Annotated in this window: 11 protein-coding genes and 1 tRNA gene; 9 read left to right on the top strand and 3 right to left on the bottom strand. The window is 56.3% G+C overall.

Features of this window, described 5'->3' with window-relative positions:
- Positions 1 to 103: 103 nt before the first annotated feature.
- The 6 genes from BHAP_RS03120 to ptsP all read left to right on the top strand — a co-directional run bounded on the left by BHAP_RS03120 (position 104) and on the right by ptsP (position 12,399).
- Positions 104 to 5,302 (top strand): acyl-CoA dehydratase activase-related protein, encoded by a 5,199-nt coding sequence (locus tag BHAP_RS03120; RefSeq protein WP_094729305.1) that lies wholly within the window; start codon positions 104 to 106, stop codon positions 5,300 to 5,302.
- 409 nt (positions 5,303 to 5,711) lie between these two features.
- On the top strand, positions 5,712 to 6,983 hold the full coding sequence (locus tag BHAP_RS03125; protein ID WP_094729306.1) for a glutamate-cysteine ligase family protein: 1,272 nt from the start codon (positions 5,712 to 5,714) through the stop codon (positions 6,981 to 6,983).
- A gap of 284 nt (positions 6,984 to 7,267) precedes the next feature.
- Positions 7,268 to 9,379 (top strand): glucose PTS transporter subunit IIA, encoded by a 2,112-nt coding sequence (locus BHAP_RS03130; protein WP_094729307.1) that lies wholly within the window; start codon positions 7,268 to 7,270, stop codon positions 9,377 to 9,379.
- A 34-nt stretch (positions 9,380 to 9,413) separates the two neighbouring features.
- On the top strand, positions 9,414 to 10,256 hold the full coding sequence (locus BHAP_RS03135) for a PRD domain-containing protein (protein WP_094729308.1): 843 nt from the start codon (positions 9,414 to 9,416) through the stop codon (positions 10,254 to 10,256).
- Between the two features lie 148 nt (positions 10,257 to 10,404).
- Positions 10,405 to 10,677, top strand: coding sequence for an HPr family phosphocarrier protein (locus BHAP_RS03140; RefSeq protein ID WP_094729309.1), 273 nt, complete (start codon positions 10,405 to 10,407; stop codon positions 10,675 to 10,677).
- 30 nt (positions 10,678 to 10,707) lie between these two features.
- Positions 10,708 to 12,399 (top strand): phosphoenolpyruvate--protein phosphotransferase, encoded by a 1,692-nt coding sequence (gene ptsP / locus BHAP_RS03145; RefSeq protein ID WP_094729310.1) that lies wholly within the window; start codon positions 10,708 to 10,710, stop codon positions 12,397 to 12,399.
- A 507-nt stretch (positions 12,400 to 12,906) separates the two neighbouring features.
- Here the strand turns inward: ptsP and BHAP_RS03150 are convergent.
- A complete protein-coding gene (locus tag BHAP_RS03150; protein ID WP_094729311.1) occupies positions 12,907 to 14,034 on the bottom strand; it encodes a diacylglycerol/lipid kinase family protein in 1,128 nt (375 codons plus the stop codon).
- Positions 14,035 to 14,313: 279 nt separating this feature from the next.
- On the opposite strand from BHAP_RS03150, the gene serS reads away from it, so the two are divergent.
- From serS to BHAP_RS03165, 3 genes are all read left to right on the top strand, one after another.
- The gene (serS, locus tag BHAP_RS03155; protein WP_094729340.1) at positions 14,314 to 15,600 is read left to right on the top strand and encodes a serine--tRNA ligase; all 1,287 of its coding nucleotides are present in this window, start codon (positions 14,314 to 14,316) and stop codon (positions 15,598 to 15,600) included.
- A gap of 215 nt (positions 15,601 to 15,815) precedes the next feature.
- A tRNA-Ser gene (locus BHAP_RS03160) sits at positions 15,816 to 15,900 on the top strand.
- A 1,392-nt stretch (positions 15,901 to 17,292) separates the two neighbouring features.
- Entirely contained in the window at positions 17,293 to 17,931 is a 639-nt protein-coding gene (locus BHAP_RS03165; protein WP_094729312.1) for an HAD family hydrolase, read from the top strand.
- Positions 17,932 to 18,445: 514 nt separating this feature from the next.
- Here BHAP_RS03165 and BHAP_RS03170 read toward each other — a convergent pair.
- Complete coding sequence (locus BHAP_RS03170) at positions 18,446 to 19,150, bottom strand: LuxR C-terminal-related transcriptional regulator (RefSeq protein ID WP_094729341.1); 705 nt, start codon at positions 19,148 to 19,150, stop codon at positions 18,446 to 18,448.
- Positions 19,150 to 20,730 carry an ATP-binding protein gene (locus BHAP_RS03175; RefSeq protein ID WP_244569278.1) on the bottom strand — a complete coding sequence of 527 codons (1,581 nt, stop codon included), beginning with the start codon at positions 20,728 to 20,730 and terminating at the stop codon, positions 19,150 to 19,152. Before BHAP_RS03175 ends, BHAP_RS03170 begins: the two co-directional genes overlap by 1 nt.
- Positions 20,731 to 20,734: the final 4 nt, after the last annotated feature.

Below are 20,734 nucleotides of genomic sequence, written 5' to 3' on the forward strand. Positions count from 1 at the left end.
AGCCGGGCGAAGCCGTCCGCAGTGCACCTGCCAGCCGCCCCAAGGCGGTCTTACGGTGCCCTGAGGCAAGGTGATTTCCGGAGGACCAACGTAAGAGGAAAGCATGGTTGATACCGCATCGAACGCACTCGCGACGAATGCATCTCATGGCGTCAAACCGCTGCGCGTCGGACTAGATATCGGTTCTACTACGGTAAAAGCTGTCGTGCTTGACCAGTCCGACTCCCTGAGCGACACTATTTTCTCCGATTATCGTCGCCATCATGCCAATGTGCGCGCTACGGTCGCGGGTCTTCTGGTTGATATTCACGCCAAACTTGAGGAACTTGGCCGCGGCGACGAACCGATTCGCCTTGCGATCACTGGTTCTGGCGGTCTTGCGCTCGCCGATAGTATGCATGTGCCGTTCGTGCAGGAGGTCATCGCCGAAACCGAGGCGATCGACAAAGAATATCCGCAAGCGGATGTCATCATTGAGCTCGGCGGCGAAGATGCAAAAATCACGTATTTGAAGCCCACTCCCGAGCAGCGTATGAACGGTTCGTGCGCGGGCGGTACCGGTGCGTTTATCGATCAGATGTCCACGCTACTTGACACGGATGCGGCGGGCTTGAACGAAATGGCTAAGAGTTATCAGAACCTGTATCCGATCGCCTCGCGTTGTGGTGTGTTCGCAAAAACTGATTTGCAGCCGCTGATCAACGATGGCGCGGCTAAGCCTGATCTCGCCGCCTCGATTTTCACGGCTGTTGCCACGCAGACCATCGCAGGTCTTGCCTCGGGGCGTCCGATTCATGGCACGGTGATTTTCCTCGGCGGTCCGCTGTTCTTCATGTCTGAGCTGCGTGCCGCATTCCAGCGTGCGCTCGACGGTAAAGTTGACGAGTTTATTGTGCCGACGAACGCGCACTTGTATGTCGCGTACGGCGCAGCATTGCAAGCCGAGATGGATAAGGACGACGAAGGTCACCATTTCGAGGCACGCACCTGTGCAGACATCCTCAAGCGTCTCGACGAGCTGAAGAACCTGCCATCGAACACGCCCACGATGCCGCCGTTGTTCCCCACGGAAGCTGACCGCGAGGCGTTCAACGAACGTCACCACCGCGAGCACATCCACATCGGCACGCTCGAAGGCGCGCATGGCCCGCACTTCCTCGGTATCGACGCTGGTTCGACCACGATCAAGGCCACGCTCGTCAACGACGATCGTGAAATCGTCTGGTCAAGCTACGCCAATAACGAAGGTAGCCCGCTGACAGCCGCGATCAATATCGTCAAGAAAATCCAGTCCGAACTGCCTGCCGAAGCATGGATCGCGCGCTCTTGCGCGACCGGCTACGGCGAAGGCTTAATCACGACCGGCTTGCACTTGGATGAGGGCGTGGTCGAAACAATGGCCCACTATCGCGGTGCTGAAATGGTGAGCCCAGGCGTCACTGCCGTGATCGACATCGGTGGTCAGGACATGAAATACCTCGCCATCACCGACGGCGTGATCGACTCGATCGCCGTCAACGAGGCGTGCTCGTCCGGTTGTGGCTCGTTCTTGCAAACGTTTGCCATGTCAATGGGCTTGACGATTCAAGAATTCACGCAAAAAGCGCTCGCATCCACGCATCCGGTCGATCTCGGTTCGCGGTGCACGGTGTTCATGAACTCGTCCGTCAAGCAGGCGCAGAAGGAAGGCGCTTCGATCGAAGACATCGCCGCCGGCCTGTGCTATTCGGTCGTGCGCAACGCACTGTACAAGGTCATCAAACTGCGCGATTCCGGCGAACTTGGCGATACGGTCGTCGTGCAAGGCGGTACGTTCCTGAACGATGCGGTATTGCGTGCGTTTGAGCTGCTCACCGAGCGCGAGGTCACGCGTCCGAATATCGCTGGTTTGATGGGCGCGTACGGTGCCGCTTTGACCGCACGTATGCACTACGAAGACGTTGCGGATGACGATCACGATCACGTACTCGCGGACGGTTCGTCTGCTGAAGACATGGCCGGCGTCGACGTTACGAACGCGGATGATGTCACTGCCGGTCACGATTACGAAATCGTCATCAACGGTATTCATCACACGGTCTCAACGATTCTGACCGGCGACGAACTTGACAATATGTCAATGACTACCGAACGTGACGTGTGCAAGCTGTGCCAGAATCACTGCAAACTCACGATCACCACGTTCGCCGACGGCTCGCGGTACGTAACTGGCAACCGTTGCGAACGCGGCGGCGACGCGAAAAAGCAACGTTCTGATCGACCGAACCTGTACGACTACAAGTACAAGCGCTGCTTTGCCTACCGTCGACTCACCGACAAAAAAGCCACGCGCGGCGAAATCGGCATTCCGCGCGCGCTCAACATGTACGAGAACTACCCGTTCTGGTTCACGTTGCTCACGTCGCTCGGCTTCAAGGTCATGATTTCCGGCCGCAGCTCGCACGAACTATTTGAAACCGGTATAGAATCGATCGCGTCCGAGAACATCTGCTACCCGGCCAAACTCGTGCACGGTCATATCAAGTGGCTGCTGGGCAAGGGCATCAAGACGATTTTCTACCCGTGCGTAAGCTACGAAGACAATCTCGTACCGAATACTGATAATCATTACAACTGCCCGGTTGTGGCCAACTATCCGCTCGTTGTTGGCGCAAACATGCCCGAACTGCGCGAGGACGGCGTGCGTTACATGCACCCGTATTTCAACCTCGCCAACCACGAGCTGATGGTCGAACGCATCGTCGAAGAATTCGCATGGGCGAACGTGACGCGCGAAGAAGCTGAAACCGCAGTCAAGGCCGCGTACGCCGAAGACAAGGTTTTCAAGAACGACGTGCAGCAGGAAGGCCTGAAGGCGCTCGCCTATATGAAGGAGCACAACTGCCGTGGCATCGTGCTCGCCGGACGCCCGTACCACGTCGATCCGGAAATCAACCACGGTATTCCCGAAACGATCTGTGCGCTCGGCATGGTGGTCTTGTCTGAAGATTCGATTTGCGAACTGCAGCCGGGGGAGAAGCTTGACCTGACCGAATTCCTGTCGGACGGCGAGGAGGACCCGCGCAAGAAGAACGCGGCTGGATTTAGACACGTCGGTGACCGCAAGATGACGGTCGCGCGGATGCCGCTGCGTGTGACGAACCAGTGGGCGTACCATTCGCGACTGTACGCGGCCGCGCATTTCGTGGCTTCGTATCCGGGACTTGAACTGGTACAGCTCAACTCGTTCGGCTGCGGTCTTGATGCGATCACCACCGATCAGGTATCCGAGATTCTCGCTGACAAGGCTGACGTGTACACGCTGCTCAAGATCGATGAAGTGTCGAACTTGGGTGCGGCGAAGATTCGTCTGCGCTCGCTCAAGGCAGCGGTCGAGGAGCGTGAACGCAACAAGGCCAAGGCGGTTGCGGCTGTATCTGCTGCGGCGCGCGGCGGTATTGATGCGACCGGTGCGCAAGGTGCGGCGCAGTCCGCGGTACAGTCTGCGCAGTCTTCTGCCCAGACTGTAGGCAAGCGTGATCAGATCGTTACGGCTACGCTGTCCGCTGCCGAGATCGAAGCACGCAAGGCTGCACAGGCCAAGGCACAATCCGATCTCAAGGCGGCCGAAGAACAGTTGGCTGCGGCTCGCGAACAGCTGGCCGCTGCACAGGCTGCGGTCAAGGCTGCGGAAGCGGAACGTACTGCAGTTGCTGGTAAGTCCGACGCGGCTGCTGATGCCAACGCTCCCGCAGGTGCACCGAAATCCACCGGTTTCCGTAAAACTGGCTCCCAAGCGCCCACGCCGGGCCGTCAAGTACTGCTTGACACGACGATGGCAGCGAATCCAAAACTCACGGAATCCGTGCGTCGCGCGTCCCGACTCGCTGCGAAACGCGATATCGAAGCGGCCGTCAACGCCAAGAACGTGCTCGCTGGGTCCGATGGCACCGTCACCGAGCCTCAAACTAAGAAAACCGCCAAAACCGGCAAATCTGGACACAACAACGCGACCATGTCTCGCTATGCGCATCGCCAGAAGTTCCTCAAGAACATGAAACGCGATTACACGATCGTTGCCCCGCAGATGAGCCCGATTCATCTCTCGCTCGTCGAAGCGGTGATTCGTTCCGGCGGCTACAAGTTCGACGTGCTCAAACACGCGAGCCGCGAGGATGTGGAAACCGGCCTCAAATACGTCAACAACGACGCCTGCTATCCGGCCATCATGGTTATCGGTCAGTTGATTGACGCGATTTTGCAAGGAAAGTACGATCCGGACCATGTGGCGCTCGCGATTACACAGACCGGTGGTATGTGCCGTGCAACCAATTATTTTGGCTTGATTCGCAAGGCGCTGATCGACGCTGGCTACCCGCAGATACCGATTATCGCCATCTCCACGCAAGGATTGGAAGACAATCCTGGCTTCAAGGCGACCGTGCCGATGCTGCATCGTGCGATCAAGGCGTTGATTATTGGCGATCTGCTCATGAAATGCTTGTACCGTGTGCGTCCGTACGAGGTTGAGAAGGGCGCGGCGAACCGACTGTACGAGCAGTGGGATGCGATCGTGCGAGAAACGCTCGAACATCACGGCTATTCCAAGACCGCCGCGGCGACCCCGTGGTTGAAGAAAGGCTGGCTGCCGTACGGCACGCTCGCCAAGGAGATCGTCAAATCGTTCGACGCGCTGCCATTGCGTGACATTCCGCGCAAAGTGCGCGTCGGTGTGGTTGGCGAGATCTTGGTCAAGTACCAGCCGGATGCGAACAATCATGTAGTCGACGTGATCGAATCGCAAGATTGCGAGGCCGTGGTGCCCGGCATCATGGAGTTCATGACCACCAAGCCGTACATCACCGATTGGAACGAGCGCAACCTCGGCATGGGCGGCAACCAGCTCGCCTACGCGGTAATGCGTTGGGGATTGGATCGCTATTTCGCGCCGATTAACGCGGCTCTCGACCTGTCGCACGGCAAGTTCCGGCGTGATGATCCGATGCCGGAGCTGGTCAAGAAAGCTGCGGAAGTCACGTCGATCGGCGTGCAGGCCGGCGAAGGATGGCTGCTGACGGCCGAGATTTTGGAACTGATCGAACAGGGATGCCCGAACGTGATTTGCGCGCAGCCATTCGCCTGCCTGCCAAACCATGTGACCGGCCGCGGCATGTTCGGTAAGATTCGCCGACTGCACCCGGAAGCGAACATTGTCTCGATCGACTACGATCCGGGCGCATCCGAGGCAAACCAGCTCAACCGCATCAAACTCATGATCGCGGCGGCCAAGAAGGCTCACGAAAAGCTCACTGCTGCGGATTGATCTGTGGTTGAGCAGCTTGGCCGCCCTTCGCAGCAAGCTGCTCACTTCGCCTACGAACAGTGCACTGCACTGTTCGCTTAACGGCTCAGCCAAGAAGGCTCACGAAAGACTCACAGCTGCTGATTGATCGGTGGTTGAGTAGCTTGGCCGCCCTTCGCGGGCGCCTGTGGATCACTGAGTGGCAGAAAACGCTCGCTGAGCCTACCGTCAGCGAGCGAAAACCGCCACGCAGTAGTGTGAGTGGCAGAAAACGCTCGCTGACGGTAGGCTCAGCGAGCGTTTTCTGCCACTCCACACGTTTGCGAGCCGACAAGTGAACGTCCAGCAAATCCCCATCTCACACCCGCTATCGGTTTTTCGTATAGCTCACCGGCCACGTCACCGCCACATCATCGGATAAGCTAGCCGCATGACAACACCGCGTATCAGTTATGCCCATTTGCTGGCCAAGCCGAATTCTAAACATGTGCAAAGTCTGCTCGACTTCTTCGAGCATGGCCGTTCCAAGCGTGGCACCGGCGGCTTCGGCGTGGAAATCGAGCATCTGCCGGTTCATAACAGCGACGATACCGCGGTGAGCTACTACGAGCCAAATGGCATCGAAACCCTGCTCAAGCGCATCGCCCCGTACTACGACAAAGACAAAGAGTACTGGGAAAACGGCCACTTGGTCGGTTTGGGGCGCGAAGGTATCGCCGTATCGCTCGAACCGGGCGGTCAAGTCGAGTGCTCGCTCGGCATCTTGAAGAAGCCGGAAGATCTCAACACGATCTACCGTTCGTTCCGCCGCGACATCGATCCAGTACTCGACGAGTTGGGATTCCGCTTGGTGAACTACGGCTACCAGCCGAAGTCGAGTTACGCGGACGTGAAAGTCAATCCGAAAGATCGTTACGATGCGATGACCGCGTATCTCGGTCGCGTCGGCCAGTTTGGACCGTGCATGATGCGTTGCTCAGCGTCCACTCAAGTGAGTATCGATTACGTTGACGAACAGGATGCGATCGAAAAACTACGACTCGGCACGATCATCGGCCCGATTCTCGCGTGGTATTTCCGTAACACGCCGTATTTCGAGGGTGAGCCGAACCCGTGGCCGCTGCTGCGACAGCGTATGTGGGATTATCTTGATTTCCAGCGTACGAACGTGATTCCTGGACTGTTTGACCCGCGCTTTAGCTGGGAAGATTATGCGGTGGACGTACTGTCTACGCCGTTGATGTTCGCTGACTTGACGCATACGCCGGAAGCGGAAGGATTGACTGGCAAGGAACTGCATCATCCTGCGTTTTACGAGAACGCGGGCGAAGTGTATCCTGACCGCGCGTTGAATCCGTACGAGATCAACCATATTATTTCCACGCATTTCAACGATGTAAGACTTAAGAACTTTATTGAACTGCGTCACTGGGATTCGCTGCCGTTGGCTCGCGCCGAGCGGCTGACGGAGATTGTTGCGTCGCTATTTTACGTGCCGGAGAATCGTGAACGTCTCGTCAGCTACTTTGACGGGATTCGTGAGGAAGATGTGTTTGAAGCCAAGGCCAACTTGCAGGCTCATGGACGCGCATCTGCTCCGTACGGTCAGCCGCTTGAATTTTGGAAGGAATTCCTCGGCATCGAAGGTATCCTTGCCGACGAGCCCGGCGACCCAAAGCACCCAGACGTGTTTCAAGCGTAAAAATCCTGACAAGCTTCCCAGCAGGGGAGAATCGCACAAAACCGCATCAAACCGCCAGACACACCGAGGTTTGCATATCGTCTGACTTCAGGTTTATATTATCTCGTGAACTTCTACTGTTGCAGGGTTGCAAGTCATACAAGACGCAAGACCTGAGGCATTGCCATACACATTGTTAATATGTGTACAAGGCATGGCCTCGGGTCTTTTTTGTTGTCTGGCCGCTCTGCGATGGCGGAGAGCATACCGAAGAACAAAGAAGATAATTCAAGGAAGGACAACAGATGGCCGAATCCACAGCGTCGCAGATCATCGACGCCATTGGCGGCGCAGGCAATGTCAAGAGCCTGACCCACTGTGCAACTCGACTGCGGTTCGAACTCGTTGATGCGGGCAAAGTTGACCAGCATCGTCTCGACACCATGAAGGGCGTACTCGGCGCAGTCCCGCAGGCCGGCGACCGCTATCAGGTCGTCATCGGTGGCGCAGTCGCCTCCATGTACGAGGAGATCATGCATTTGCCGCAAATGGCGAACGTTGGCACCGCCAAGAAAATGACCGATGCCGAAGTCAAGGCCGCCGAACGCGCGAAAGCTCGCGGTAAGGTCGCATGGCTCGACTCGTTCTTTGAGTACCTCGCCGACTCGTTCCGCCCGATTCTGGGTGTCCTGCTCGGCGCGTCCATTATCATCGCACTCGTCAACCTGTTCATCTCGCTCGGTGTGATCGCTAACGACGAAGCGAACCCATCCCTGATGTTCATCAAGGCTATCTGGAAGGGCGTGTTCTACTTCCTGCCGATCATGGTCGCCTACAATGCGGCGAAGAAACTCAAGGTCGATCCATGGCTCGGCGGCGCGATCATGGCCATGCTCATGACCCCGCAGTTCACCGCGCTGTCCGACACGAAGACGTGGGGCGACGCCGTTCAGTGCGTCGAGAACGCAACCCTCGGCACCACTGACTGCACGGCCACCGTTTTCGGTCTGCCGATGCAGCTGTCCGACTACTCCGGCAACGTATTCGTGCCGTTGATGATGGCCGCCGTGCTTGCGCTCGTCTACCACGGATTGAAGAAGATCATCCCAGACAGCATCCAGCTGGTGTTCGTCCCGTTCTTCTCGATGATCATCGTCGGCGTGCTCACCGCGTTCCTCATCGGCCCGCTCGGCGTGTGGGTTGGCAACGGCCTCGGTGTCGTGCTCGCTTGGATGAACGGCCACGCTCCGTTTATCTTCGCTATCGCTATCCCACTGCTCTACCCGTTCCTCGTGCCGCTCGGTCTGCACTGGCCGCTCAACGCGCTTATGCTCATGAACATTCAGTCGATGGGTTACGACTTCATCCAAGGTCCGATGGGCGTGTGGAACTTCGCTTGCTTCGGTGCAACCGCTGGTGTGCTGTTCCTGTCGCTGCGTGACAAGGATCGCGAGATGCGTCAGACCGCTATCGGTGCGCTTGCCGCTGGCCTGCTCGGTGGCGTTTCCGAACCGTCTCTGTACGGTATTCACTTGCGGTACAAGCTCATCTACAAGCGTATGCTCATCGGCTGCGGTACCGGCGGTGTCGTGATCGCTGTTCTCGGCTGGCTGTTCCCGTCTGTTGTTGCGAGCGGTGAGACAGTGCGTGGTGTGACGACGACCGCGTTCGCGTTCACATCGTTGCTGACTGTCCCGGTGTTCGATCAGATGTGGGTGTACGGCGTGTCGATTGCTGTTGCGTTCGCTGTGTCGATGGCACTGATCATTATGCTCGACTACCGTACTCCTGAGCAGAAGGCTGAAGTACTGGCTCGCGTCGCTCAGGAAGAAGCTGATCGTAAGCTCGAAGCCCAAGCGTCTGCCGCGCCGGCGGAAACTGCTGCCGCAGCCGCCGCGCCAGCTTCTGCTGCTGCACCTGTAGCTACCGACACGCCGGAAGCATCCGCCGAACCAGCCGAGCCGACTAAGGAAGTGCTGTCCCCGTGCAACGGCCACGTCATCACGCTTGAGGAGACCGGTGATGCGGTATTCGCGTCTAAGGCTCTTGGCGAAGGTGTTGCAGTCGTGCCGAACGAATCCCAGATCAAGGCTCCGGTGTCGGGTACACTGAAGACTGTAGCCAAGACCGGCCATGCGTACGGCATCAAGACTGATGACGGCGTTGAAGTCTTGGTTCACATCGGTATTGACACCGTGCAAATGAACGGCGACGGCTTTACTGTGGCCGTTTCCAAGGGGCAGCGCGTGAACGCTGGCGACCTGCTGGCCACTGTCGATTTCGACAAGGTTAAGGCAGCTGGCTACTCCACTGCTACTATCATCGCGGTGACCAACACCAAGAAGATGGCTTCGGTCACTCCGCTTGCGGGCAAGGATGTCTCAACTGGCGATCCGGTGATCGAGGTTGAACGCTGATACGTCGGCGACGACCTGAAGTGATGGGGTGCCAATGGAGATACTTCGCGTATTCAATAACAACGTCGTGCTTGCGAAAGACGACGATGGGGGAGAAGTAATCCTCACCGGTCGTGGCTTGGGATTCCAAGCCCGGCCGGGGCGCCCTGTTGACGCAACCAAGGTTGTACGCAAGTTTGTGCCGGCTGACGGTCGAGATCCAGATCATCTTGCGCAGATGCTGTCGGATATTCCGCCCGAGATCATCCGTATTGTCGTTGATTCGATGCGTGAAGCTGGCCTCGGTGAGCAGGATATCGCGAGTACTACGCTCGTCATGGCTCTATCTGATCACGTTGCTAACGCAATCATCCGCGTAAACCGTGGTATCACGGTCGTCTATCCGCTGCTTGGTGAGGTACGAAATCTGTATCCTCAAGAGTACGCACAAGGTGGCAAACTGCTCGCCGCAATCAACCGGCGTATTGACAAACCGTTGCCTGACGGCGAGGAGACGGCACTTGCGTTGCACTTGGTCAACGCAGGATTCCTGACCGGCGACCTGTCGTACACGTATACGATGACCGGCGTGATTCAGCAGATGCTTGACATCATCGAGAACAGCTACGGGATCACGCTCGATCAAGGATCGGTCAGTGTTGGGCGATTCATCACCCACCTGCGATACCTGTTCGTCCGCATCCACCAGCACAAGCAGCTCAACAGCGAGCCAGAGCCGATCGTCAACGCAATCCGTGAATCGTATCCGGATGCACTGCATTGTGCAACGACGATCGCGCAAGTGCTTGAACTACGGCTCGGTGCGGACATCAGTGACGACGAAATCGCCTACTTGACGCTGCACGTCGCTCGCGTTACCAACCAACTAGTCCATTAGTCCACCACCCTTCTTAGCTCCCCCGCTGATTCGTTGCCGTGAAGCTGGCCGCGAAGCGGGTCTGAGGGTGGCAATACTACTGGCTGAACTATCAACCATCAATAATCTGTCCCAATAAATCAATAATCATTACTGAAAGGAACCAATCATGATCACCCGTACTGCAGTCATCGGAGCCTCCGTCGGTCTTCACGCTCGCCCGGCAGCCCTGTTCGCACAGGCTGTTGACGACAAGGGCCTCGACGTCACCCTGCACTTCGACGGCGAAGAAGCAGATGCTGCCAGCGCTCTCGAAATCATGACTCTCGGCGTCAAGGGCGGCGATACCGTCACCCTGACCTGCGATGAGGACGGCGCTGAGGCCGAGGCTGCTATGGATGAGCTGGCTGAGCTGCTGACTCGCGATCTCGACGCTGAGTGAGAACAAACCGTAATCTGAGGAGTATCACATATGGCAAGTGAACATAAGATACTGCACGGTATTGGCGTATGCGCCGGAACTGCATCCGGCCCGCTGGCTCTCGTACGTGAAGCGCCGGGCGTTGACGAACATGAGCCGGCTTGCACCGATCCGGCTGCTGACACCGAGCGTGTCAAGGCGGCTATGGACGCCGTTGTCGCCAGTCTCAAGGCTCGCGCTGAAAAAGCAACGTCTGACAAGTCTCGTGCCGTGCTTGAAGCAACCGCACAGCTGGCTGGCGACCGCGGTCTGGCGAAGGCGATCACCAAGCGACTCAAGGCCGGCGATGGCGTGACGCACGCTGTCTACAACGCAGTCGAAGGCTATGCCGAAATGTTGAAGAAGCTCGGCGGCTACATGGCTGAGCGTGTCACCGATCTGCATGATGTGCGCAACCGTACGATCTGCGAGCTGCGTGGTCTGCCAGCCCCCGGCGTGCCGGATATCACGACTCCGGTTGTGCTCGTCGCCCGCGATCTTGCCCCGGCTGAAACTGCCACACTCGACCCGGCTACTGTACTCGGTGTGATCACTGAGGAAGGCGGTCCGACCAGCCACACTGCGATTCTTGCGGCTCAGCTTGGCATCCCGGCGGCCGTGAAGGTTTCCGGTGTACTCGACGCGGTGGCGGAAGGCGATACGATTGCACTCGACGGTGGCGTCGGCGAAATCATCGTTTCCCCAACCGCTGAGGAAGCTGATCAGTTGGCCGAGCGTTCTCGCCGCCGTGCCGCTGCGCTTGCTGGTTCGAGCGGCGAAGGCAGCACGCGTGACGGCTTCAAGATCAAACTGCTCGCCAACATCGGTACGCTGGCCGATGCTGAAAACGCGGCCAAGTTCGATCTCGAAGGCTCCGGCCTGTTCCGCACTGAGTTCCTGTTCCTCGGCCGCGAAACCGCACCGACTCTCGAAGAGCAGACCGACACTTATACCAAAGTGCTGCAAGCGTTCGGTGATCGTCGTGTCGTCGTGCGTACGCTCGACGCCGGTGCTGACAAGCCGCTCGCTTTTGCTGATCTTGGTGAGGAAGAGAACCCGGCCCTCGGCGTGCGCGGTTTGCGCTTGAGCCAGCGTCGTGAAGACCTGCTCGACACGCAGCTGCAGGCGCTCGCCAACGCGTACGAGGCCACGCACGGCGACCTGTGGGTCATGGCTCCGATGGTTGCCACCGTGGAAGAAGCTGAATGGTTCGCTAACAAAGTGCGTGCGCTCGGCTTGCCTAAGGTCGGCATCATGATCGAGGTGCCCGCCGCCGCAATCCGTTCTGCGCAGGTGCTGTCGGTTGTGGACTTCGCCTCGCTTGGTACCAACGATCTTGCGCAGTACACGATGGCTGCTGATCGACTCAAGGGCGACCTAGCTGACCTACTCACCCCGTGGCAGCCGGCCGTGCTCAACATGATCAAGGCTGCGTGCGACGGTGGCAAGGCTACCGGAAAGTACGTGGGTGTGTGCGGTGAGGCTGGCGGCGATCCGCTGCTCGCCCTCGTGCTCGCTGGCCTCGGTGTGCAGTCGCTGTCGATGGCGCCGAAGAAGGTCAATGCGGTTCGTGCAGCTTTGCGTTTGCATGACATGTCCACCTGCCAGCAGATGGCTGCATATGCGATTAACGCGCGTACTGCTGCCGACGCTCGTGCAGCGGTTATCGCAATCGCCGACCCGATGCTGCTCGATCTACTCTGATCAACAACTGATCCGCTCTACTTTGCTGGTCTGTGCGGCTGTTCTGCCTATCTTGTGCCGCGCAGACCGGCAAATGCGGTGATGCTGTTGTGATAGCAACGCCCAAATGAGCCTCCCCACTTTCGTGTGGGGAGGCTCATTGCGTCAGGGATGAAATTTTGTCTTGAAATTGCGTATGGATGTTTTTGCTGATTTGGAGACAAGTGGGGTGTGTGGTTAATAATGCTATGTAAATACAAAAATGGCTGAATTCCAAGGATTCGCGAGAAAGTCGTGTTGTCTTTACTTACGAGAAAAGCCATATTTGAGGATTTGAAGACAGAAATATTGTCTCCAAATCGAATACAAGGTTCATTTCTAATTTGAAGACAAATATCAAGGCTCTGCTCCATCTCAATTGGTATTGGGTCTTCTCGGCTCCCTTTGTCAGGGGAGCCGGCCGCGAGGCGGCCTGAGAGGTAGTTGCACTTTTGGTGAAGCTCCCTCATACCCCAACTTCTTTAATCCTTAATCCCGAATCGGCGGAATGATACCGGTCGCGGAAAAATCAGGATCAACCTCAGGCACGCGCACACACAACGCTTTACGTTCCACATCAAACCGCAAGTGTTGCGTGGCTGGCAGCATATCGCCATCTACTTGCGCAGGAACCGGCTTTTCCAACGTGATCTCCGCGCTCACGCCTTGAATATTGTCGATCGACGACGTCACTGACAACGGGCTCGACCCAGACTTGCCAGTAATCGTCTGATGCACCACGTCCCCAAACAGATTCGCCCATCCGAGAATACCGCCCGACGTATCAATAATCTCAAAATCGAGAATACCGTCATCGTACGCAGCGTCTGGCATCAGCGAAAATACTGGAATCTGACCGCAGTTACCAGCCATAAACGTACGGAACTGCAGTCCCTTAATCGTATGCGAACTGCCGTCAGCACTACGAATCGTCACCGTACCGCGGAACTTGGGAATAAACAGATTCTTGACGCCCGACACAAAATACGCGAGCCAACTAATATTCTTCTTCAGCTCAGGATCGGTGTCGTCGATCATCACCGCATCGAATCCGATACCCGCAATAATCAGGAACGCGTGGCCGTGATCGGTTGTCGGATCGTCAAGCAACGTTAGTCGGCCCACGTCAACATGCCGCGAACCGTGCGAAGTTGCCACTGACAGTGCCGCGTCAATATCGTCCACTGGAATGCCCATATTTCGGGCAAACAGATTACCGGTACCGATCGGGATAATGCCCATCGCGTGACCAGTGCCAGCCATTGCGCTCGCCACAGTACGCACCGTGCCATCGCCGCCAACCGCAACTACAACATCTGCGCCGTGCCGCAACGCTTCCTTCGCGCACGCGCGACCATCCTTATCAAGCTGCGTTTCAATAAACTCAACCTCCGTCAGTCCTTTCTCCTTGCAGAACTGACGAATATGTTTCTTACGCTCCTTCGCCTGCGGTTTCGACGGGTTGACAATAAACGCGTAATGCACTTGGTCGTCGTCGCGCCGGTCAATGCGCTCGGCAAGCTGACGTTTGCGGTAGGCGCGCACCGCGAGGAACGCGGCCGCTGCAATGACTGCGATGCCGATGATGACTGCGATGATGATAACGACTGTAGGCATATCTTATATTCTGTATATACCCGCCGAACAATCCCAGCGCGACACGGCGAAACTCGACGATTCCTGCACGTTCGCCTGCGAAATGCGTAAGTAGTCGATATATTTGTTCTATTTGTTCGCGGTAAAATGTCACTTGCTCTATATTTTTGAGTGTTTTCAGTAGTTTTCAATAGTTTTCAAAATAGGACCGTATCGAATCGAGGAATGGATACACGGGCGATCCATGAATGCGAAGATACGGTGGGCCGCGTGTCGGCTTGCGGCAGTACGCTTAAGACTATGCTTGATATTCAATTCATTCGTGAACATGCCGACGTAGTCAAGGAATCGCAGCGTAAGCGCGGCGAATCTGTCGAACTCGTCGATGAAGTGTTGAAGTCCGATGAAACGCGACGCACGGCCCTCAAGGAATTTGAAGAGGCACGCGCCCAGCAGAAGGAAATCGGCAAGAAGGTCGCTGCCGCACCGGCTGACGAAAAGGCCGCGCTTATCGCACAGACCAAGGAACTCGCCGCTAAGGTCGCCGAATACAAGGCCACCGCGGACGCCGCTGCTGAAGAATACACGACCGCAATGTGGAAACTGTCGAACATCGTCGAACCGGAAGCTCCGGAAGGCGGCGAAGATGATTACGTCGTCGTCAAGAAGGTCGGTCAGATTCGTGACTTTGCTGCCGAAGGCTTCGAGCCGAAGGATCACCTGACGCTCGGCACCGGCGTGGCTGGTATCGACATGCGCCGCGGCGTTAAGGTTGGCGGCTCGCGTTTCTACTTCCTGCGCGGTGCGGTTGCTCGTATGCAGATCGCCATGCTCACGATGGCTGTTGATCAGGCAGAAAAGCACGGTTTTGTGCTCGCGATCACCCCGACGCTGGTTCGTCCGGAAGTTATGGCTGGCACCGGCTTCCTCAACGCGCATGCCGACGAAATCTACCGTCTGCGCGAACCTGATGATCAGTACTTGGTTGGTACGTCTGAAGTGGCGCTCGCCGGCATGCACGAGAACGAGATTCTCGACCTGTCTGACGGCCCGCTGCGTTACTGCGGTTGGTCGTCCTGCTACCGCCGTGAAGCTGGTGCTGCTGGCAAGGATACGTCTGGTATTATCCGCGTGCACCAGTTCGACAAGGTGGAGATGTTCGTTTACACCAAGCAGGAGGACTCGTACGCTGAGCATCAGCACTTGCTGAGCATGGAAGAAGAGATGCTCGCTAAGGTTGAGGTTCCGTACCGTATTATCGACACGGCTGCCGGCGATCTCGGCTCGTCTGCTGCTCGTAAGTTCGATACTGAAGCGTGGATTCCGACGCAGGGTCGTTACCGTGAGCTGACTTCCACGTCGAACTGCACCGAGTATCAGGCTCGTCGTCTCAACATTCGTGAGCGTACGGCTGACGGTTCTACTCGTCCAGTTTCGACGTTGAACGGCACGCTGGCCACCACACGTTGGCTGGTTGCGATTCTCGAAAACCACCAGCAGAAGGATGGTTCTATCGAGATTCCGCAGGCGATGCGTCCGTACATGGGCGGTCGTGAGGTTATCGAGCCGACGAAGTGGGAAGCCTGATTTTATTTGGCCTTGCTGATTTGCTATGCGATGCTCGTATATGTGACATGCGCATGACGATGTTCGCATGACGAGGCTGAGGCACATTCTGATGCGGTCTGATGACACTCGGATGAGTGTTGGATGAGTGCCATCAGGCATGCGTGTCTCGTATGACCACCCCAGCTGTATAATAGAACATCGTGCGTGTTGACCACGTGTCATAGCGCACATAAGGACAGGTGTCTGAGCGGCCTAAAGAGACGGTCTTGAAAACCGTTGTGGGGCAACCCACCGCGAGTTCGAATCTCGCCCTGTCCGCAAACCGGGGTCTAGACGACATGTCTAGGCCCTTTCTTTTTTGGGTCTAAGGAAGCACCCCCATACCGCCGTGCAATTTACCGGTGGTCTTTCCGGGCTATAGGAACTTTTGGAGTGTTCTATTTCGCCATACCGCGTGGCACCATACCGCGTGGCAGAAAACGCTCACTGACGGTGCCCTCAGTGAGCGTTTTCTGCCACTGCTATTAGTGCGTGGCGGTTTTCTCTCGCTGAGTGGTTCTCAGTGAGACATTTCTGCCACAGGTGTGAGTGCGTGGCGGTTTTTTGCTCGCTGATGATGGTCTAGGCGAGAGTTTTCTGCCACTGCTACAGATGCATGGCATTTTATCGCTTCCACACGCGGAATATATGGCGTCTCCCATCCTTGTGGCGGTTTTTGCTCGCTGACGGTGGTCTAAGCGTGCGTTTTCTGCCACGCACATTGGGGCGCGTATGGAGGTTTGATCACGCGATGGAATTGACCCGTTTCAATCCATCGCGTGACCTATGTATCCCCGATATGTAGGTCACGGGATGGTAAAAGCCCCATTTTTTCCATCGCGTGATATGGGTATTACTCACGCGATGGCACGATACCGGTTTCATGCCATCGCGTGACCTCATTTTCCCTATTTTTCAGTGCACGGGATGGAAATTCTAGGCTTTTTGCTATCGCGTGACCATGACCATAATCATGCGATGGCAAAAACGCTCGATTTTCCATCGCGTGACCTATGTCTACGGTTGCTTAACGTGCTTTGTGTGATATTGCGGCGGATGTAGGATCAACTTCCGCCGCAATATCATACAAATCCAGTCCGAAACGTGATATTCCGGCGGTAGCGGTCTGATTGTCCGCCGCAATATCACAAAACCAGGGTGCTTAGTGTGATATTCCGGCGGTAAAACAGTAGGTCTCCGCCGAAATATCACGTAAATCCAGCCCAGAATGTGACATTCTGGCGGATAAGCTGAGGACCTCCGCCACAATGTCACGCTAAGTGGCATACTAGCGTGATATTTCGGCGGAGATCAGGCACATCGCCGCCAATATGTCACGCCAACACTCCAGATATCGTAGAATGACCAGCGCGCAACACGTACCACTTCCCGCTAGGAATGGGTATACACCATCTTGTGACGGTGATCAGCCCAATCCTCAGAATGCTACGCCTAAAACCCTAGATTCACACGAAACGTTCAGGATTCTCTGACCGCACACCAACACGCGAATGTTTATATATAGTCAACGGCCGAAAGGCCCGATAACTGAACAACCTTCTTCCTTCTTCTCCTTTCTTCCCCCAAGAAGCCCGGCCCAACCCACCGGGCTTTTTGCTTACTTCAACAACGCATATTTTGCGCGGAGTAAGCGCGGAGTAAGGTAGGAGTATGACCGCATCATGCTCCTATACTGACGTTATTTTTGATTACTGCGATGTGCTGCTCAACTGGCAACCGCGCCGCGCACTGGACGGCCAGTACCCAGATGACGTACTCAATGCGTTTTTTGATCGGTCGACTGCATACGGATTCTGGCATTACGACGAGCTGTCTGACCTTGGATGGAGCGAGCAACAGATTATCGCCGATTACTCAGCACATCATCGTGCGAATATGTCAGATACGACCACGAATGCTGACCAGATTTTCGCAGATTATTTCTCACGCCAACAACTTGCTTTGTACGACATGATCGACGGTATGCCGACGATGTTGCGTGATCTTGACATGGCTGGCGTACGGCTGTGGGGGCTGACGAATTTCACTGCCAAGTTTGTGCATGCAGCGCACGACAAATTCCCGTGGCTGAGGTTGTTGCGCGATACAGTGATTTCTTCCGAAGAGCATATTCACAAGCCCGATCCTGAGATTTACCGTCGCGCAATCGATCGATTCAACATCAATCCGGCCACAACCGCGTTTCTTGACGATAAAGCGCGCAACGCCGACGCTGCTACCGCGGTCGGACTTAGCGGTATCCAATTTCATTCCGCCGTCCAGTCCCGCAACGCTCTCGGTCTGGCATAGCAGATTGCGTGTCGAGTAACCACTTTTCACGCATATAAGCGTCGATATATATTCGCGTGAGGCATTCTTATCAAAATATATCCCGGCATATTTTGTGGCGCAATAACAGTTTCAGTGGCTAACGATGCGTAGTAACGAGCGAGAGTTGTTCTCATAAAAAGGCATGGACTACTGACGTGAATATCGTTAATACGATTAAAATCCTCGCGGGAGAAGTATAAACAGTCATACTAACGATTGATCACTATTAGCAAAGATCGCCTTGCATAATCCTAGTGGCGGTTTTTGCTCGCTGACTCGATCTCAGTGAGCGTTTTCTGCCACGCATGTTGGTGCGTGGCGGTTTTCTCTCATTGAGTGGTTCTCAGCGAGCAAAAACCGCCACGCTGAGTATGGAGTGGCGGTTTTTGCTCGCTGACGGTGGGCTAAGCGAGAGAAAACCGCCACGAGGGATGAGAGCCGAGGACTGAGGACTGGGGACTGATGGACGAGGACTGAAGATCATGGATCAGGCTCACACAATACGACGATCGGCGGCCCAGCGGGTGAGCTCGGTGCGATTCGACAGTTGAAGTTTGCGCAATACTGAACTGACGTGCGTTTCGACCGTTTTGATAGAGATGAACAGTTCGGCGGCAACTTCCTTATACGTATAGCCGCGCGCGATTAACCGCATGACTTCCTGTTCTCGGGCGGAAAGTCGGTCGAGTTCTTCATCGTGATTTGCCCCGCTCGCGACACCACCGCGACCACTATCATCGCCGCCAACTGGCACGCCTTGGAATGCAGATAGTACAAATCCGGCGAGTTTTGGTGAAAATACAGCGTATCCTTCATGTACTTGGCGAATTGAATTCATGAGATCTTCGCCGGTAATCGTTTTGGTCACATATCCGCGAGCCCCAGCTCGAATAACCGAACCGACGTCTTGCGGAGAGTCGGATACAGACAGTGCCAAAAATGCCGACGACGGTGAATATGCGAGTGATTTAGTTAAAATTTCCGCTCCGCCACCGCCTTCACCCCCGGGCACATGCACGTCAAGTAACACCACATCCGGCTTTGTAGCGGCGATCATTGCCACGGACCCTTCCACGTCGGGCGCTTGCCCAACAATCGTAAAATACGGTTGCAACGTTGCGATTACACCCGCTCGGAACATTTCATGATCGTCCACGACGGCAACTCGAATTGGTGTTGTTGTTTGCTGCTCGCTCATCATTCTCCCCGTCCGTTATAGCTATCATTATGCACATTGCGCGCGCTACCCGTGTTCCCCGCATCACCCGCGCGTACCCCATCGCGTACCCCGTTACGCTCGTCGCGCCCCTCCCGCGCCCCATCGCGACCGGCAACAATCGGCATATGCATACGCACTTCCGTCCCCCATCCCGGCCTCGACACGATTTCCACCGTACCACCACGCCGTCGAATACGCCCGATAATCGACTCGCGAATGCCAAGCCGCCCCTCAGGAATCGCATTCACGTCGAATCCGTTACCATGATCGCGCACAAAAACTTCAACTGTATCCACACCAGCCTCGCAGTACACAGAAATCGGTTCCCCGCCGTGCGTGACCGCATTGACTAGCGCCTGCGCCGTCGCATCAAGCAGCGCATCGGTTTGCGCGCTCGGCTGCGCGTCGCCCACACACACCACGTCAATCGGCCGGCCATGCTCATCTTCCACCCGCGCGGCGATTGCCTTAATACCCGCACTCACCGATCGATCGGACGTAGTGCGCTCCTGATACAGCCACTCGCGCAGCTCACGTTCCTGTTGCCGCGCGAGAGTAAACACGGTCGTCGGCTCGTTACTGTGCAGCTGAATCAATGCTAACGTTTGCAGCACGCCGTCGTGTAAGTGCGCAGTCATGTCAGCGCGTTCTTCTTCGCGCTCTTTCAGCGCGCGTTCGGTACCGAGTTCGCGAATCAGTGAACTCAGCCACGGTACAATCGCAACGCCAACGCCAGCGAGTAGCGCAAGTCCAGCGCCGATTATTGGCAGCGGGGACGTCCACTGCCACCAACTGAGCGTGGCGAACGTCGCGTATGCGGCAAACAGTAGCAGCACGCCGCCGACCATTGCCCATAACTGGCCTTCTCGCGCGTTGTATTGCAGCCAAGTGAGCGCGATACCGGCTATCGCAAATATTATCGGCAGCACGAGTTTTGCTTCGACGTTTCCCATACTCATGAGCACTGCTAGCGCGAGTAGTATGGCTCCAGACAGTGCGATCAGCGCTGGTTTTGACGCGCGTTTGATCGCTTGCGTGAGATTTTCTGGCTCACTTACGTCGGCCTCGCTACCTGTTCGAGCGTGACGGTTTGTGCCGTTGCTGGCTGGTACTGCGTTGCCTCGCGAGAGCGGCGACTGTGAAACCGGTTTTGCAAACGTTATCATTTGCGCGGCGATGATCGGGTCGCCACTCGGTACGAACAGCCACAGGAAGATGTACGTTACGATACCCGATCCAAAACAGCAAGCAGCCACGATAAACACAAGCCGCACGATCCAAACAGGTACGCCGAGATGAAGAGCCACGCCACGGCATACGCCGCACAATATGCGTCCACGTTTCGGACGCAATAGTGGAAGACGCTCGCCGCCGTTAGCATGTGTGCCGCGTCCGCTGCCGTCTGCTCGTCTGTCGCGTTTGTTGCGTCCACCGCGTCCGTCGTGTTCGCCATTGCCGTTCGCGCGTTCGCGATATGACGGCATCGTATCGTTGCGTTCGCGATAGAGTGGTGTAGTACTGCGGTACTCCGGATTCGGGGGAGTATTGAAGGACGTCATGTCT

The sequence above is a fragment of the Bifidobacterium hapali genome, from assembly GCF_002259755.1.
Taxonomy (GTDB): Bacteria; Actinomycetota; Actinomycetes; order Actinomycetales; family Bifidobacteriaceae; genus Bifidobacterium; species Bifidobacterium hapali.

Excerpts from the sequence above, each read along its gene's own strand:
- BHAP_RS03120 (WP_094729305.1), top strand. The coding sequence starts at position 104 with ATGGTTGATACCGCATCGAACGCACTCGCGACGAATGCATCTCATGGC.
- BHAP_RS03125 (WP_094729306.1), top strand. The coding sequence starts at position 5,712 with ATGACAACACCGCGTATCAGTTATGCCCATTTGCTGGCCAAGCCGAAT.
- BHAP_RS03130 (WP_094729307.1), top strand. The coding sequence starts at position 7,268 with ATGGCCGAATCCACAGCGTCGCAGATCATCGACGCCATTGGCGGCGCA.
- BHAP_RS03135 (WP_094729308.1), top strand. The coding sequence starts at position 9,414 with ATGGAGATACTTCGCGTATTCAATAACAACGTCGTGCTTGCGAAAGAC.
- BHAP_RS03140 (WP_094729309.1), top strand. The coding sequence starts at position 10,405 with ATGATCACCCGTACTGCAGTCATCGGAGCCTCCGTCGGTCTTCACGCT.
- ptsP (WP_094729310.1), top strand. The coding sequence starts at position 10,708 with ATGGCAAGTGAACATAAGATACTGCACGGTATTGGCGTATGCGCCGGA.
- BHAP_RS03150 (WP_094729311.1), bottom strand. The coding sequence starts at position 14,034 with ATGCCTACAGTCGTTATCATCATCGCAGTCATCATCGGCATCGCAGTC.
- serS (WP_094729340.1), top strand. The coding sequence starts at position 14,314 with ATGCTTGATATTCAATTCATTCGTGAACATGCCGACGTAGTCAAGGAA.
- BHAP_RS03165 (WP_094729312.1), top strand. The coding sequence starts at position 17,293 with ATGACCGCATCATGCTCCTATACTGACGTTATTTTTGATTACTGCGAT.
- BHAP_RS03170 (WP_094729341.1), bottom strand. The coding sequence starts at position 19,150 with ATGAGCGAGCAGCAAACAACAACACCAATTCGAGTTGCCGTCGTGGAC.
- BHAP_RS03175 (WP_244569278.1), bottom strand. The coding sequence starts at position 20,730 with ATGACGTCCTTCAATACTCCCCCGAATCCGGAGTACCGCAGTACTACA.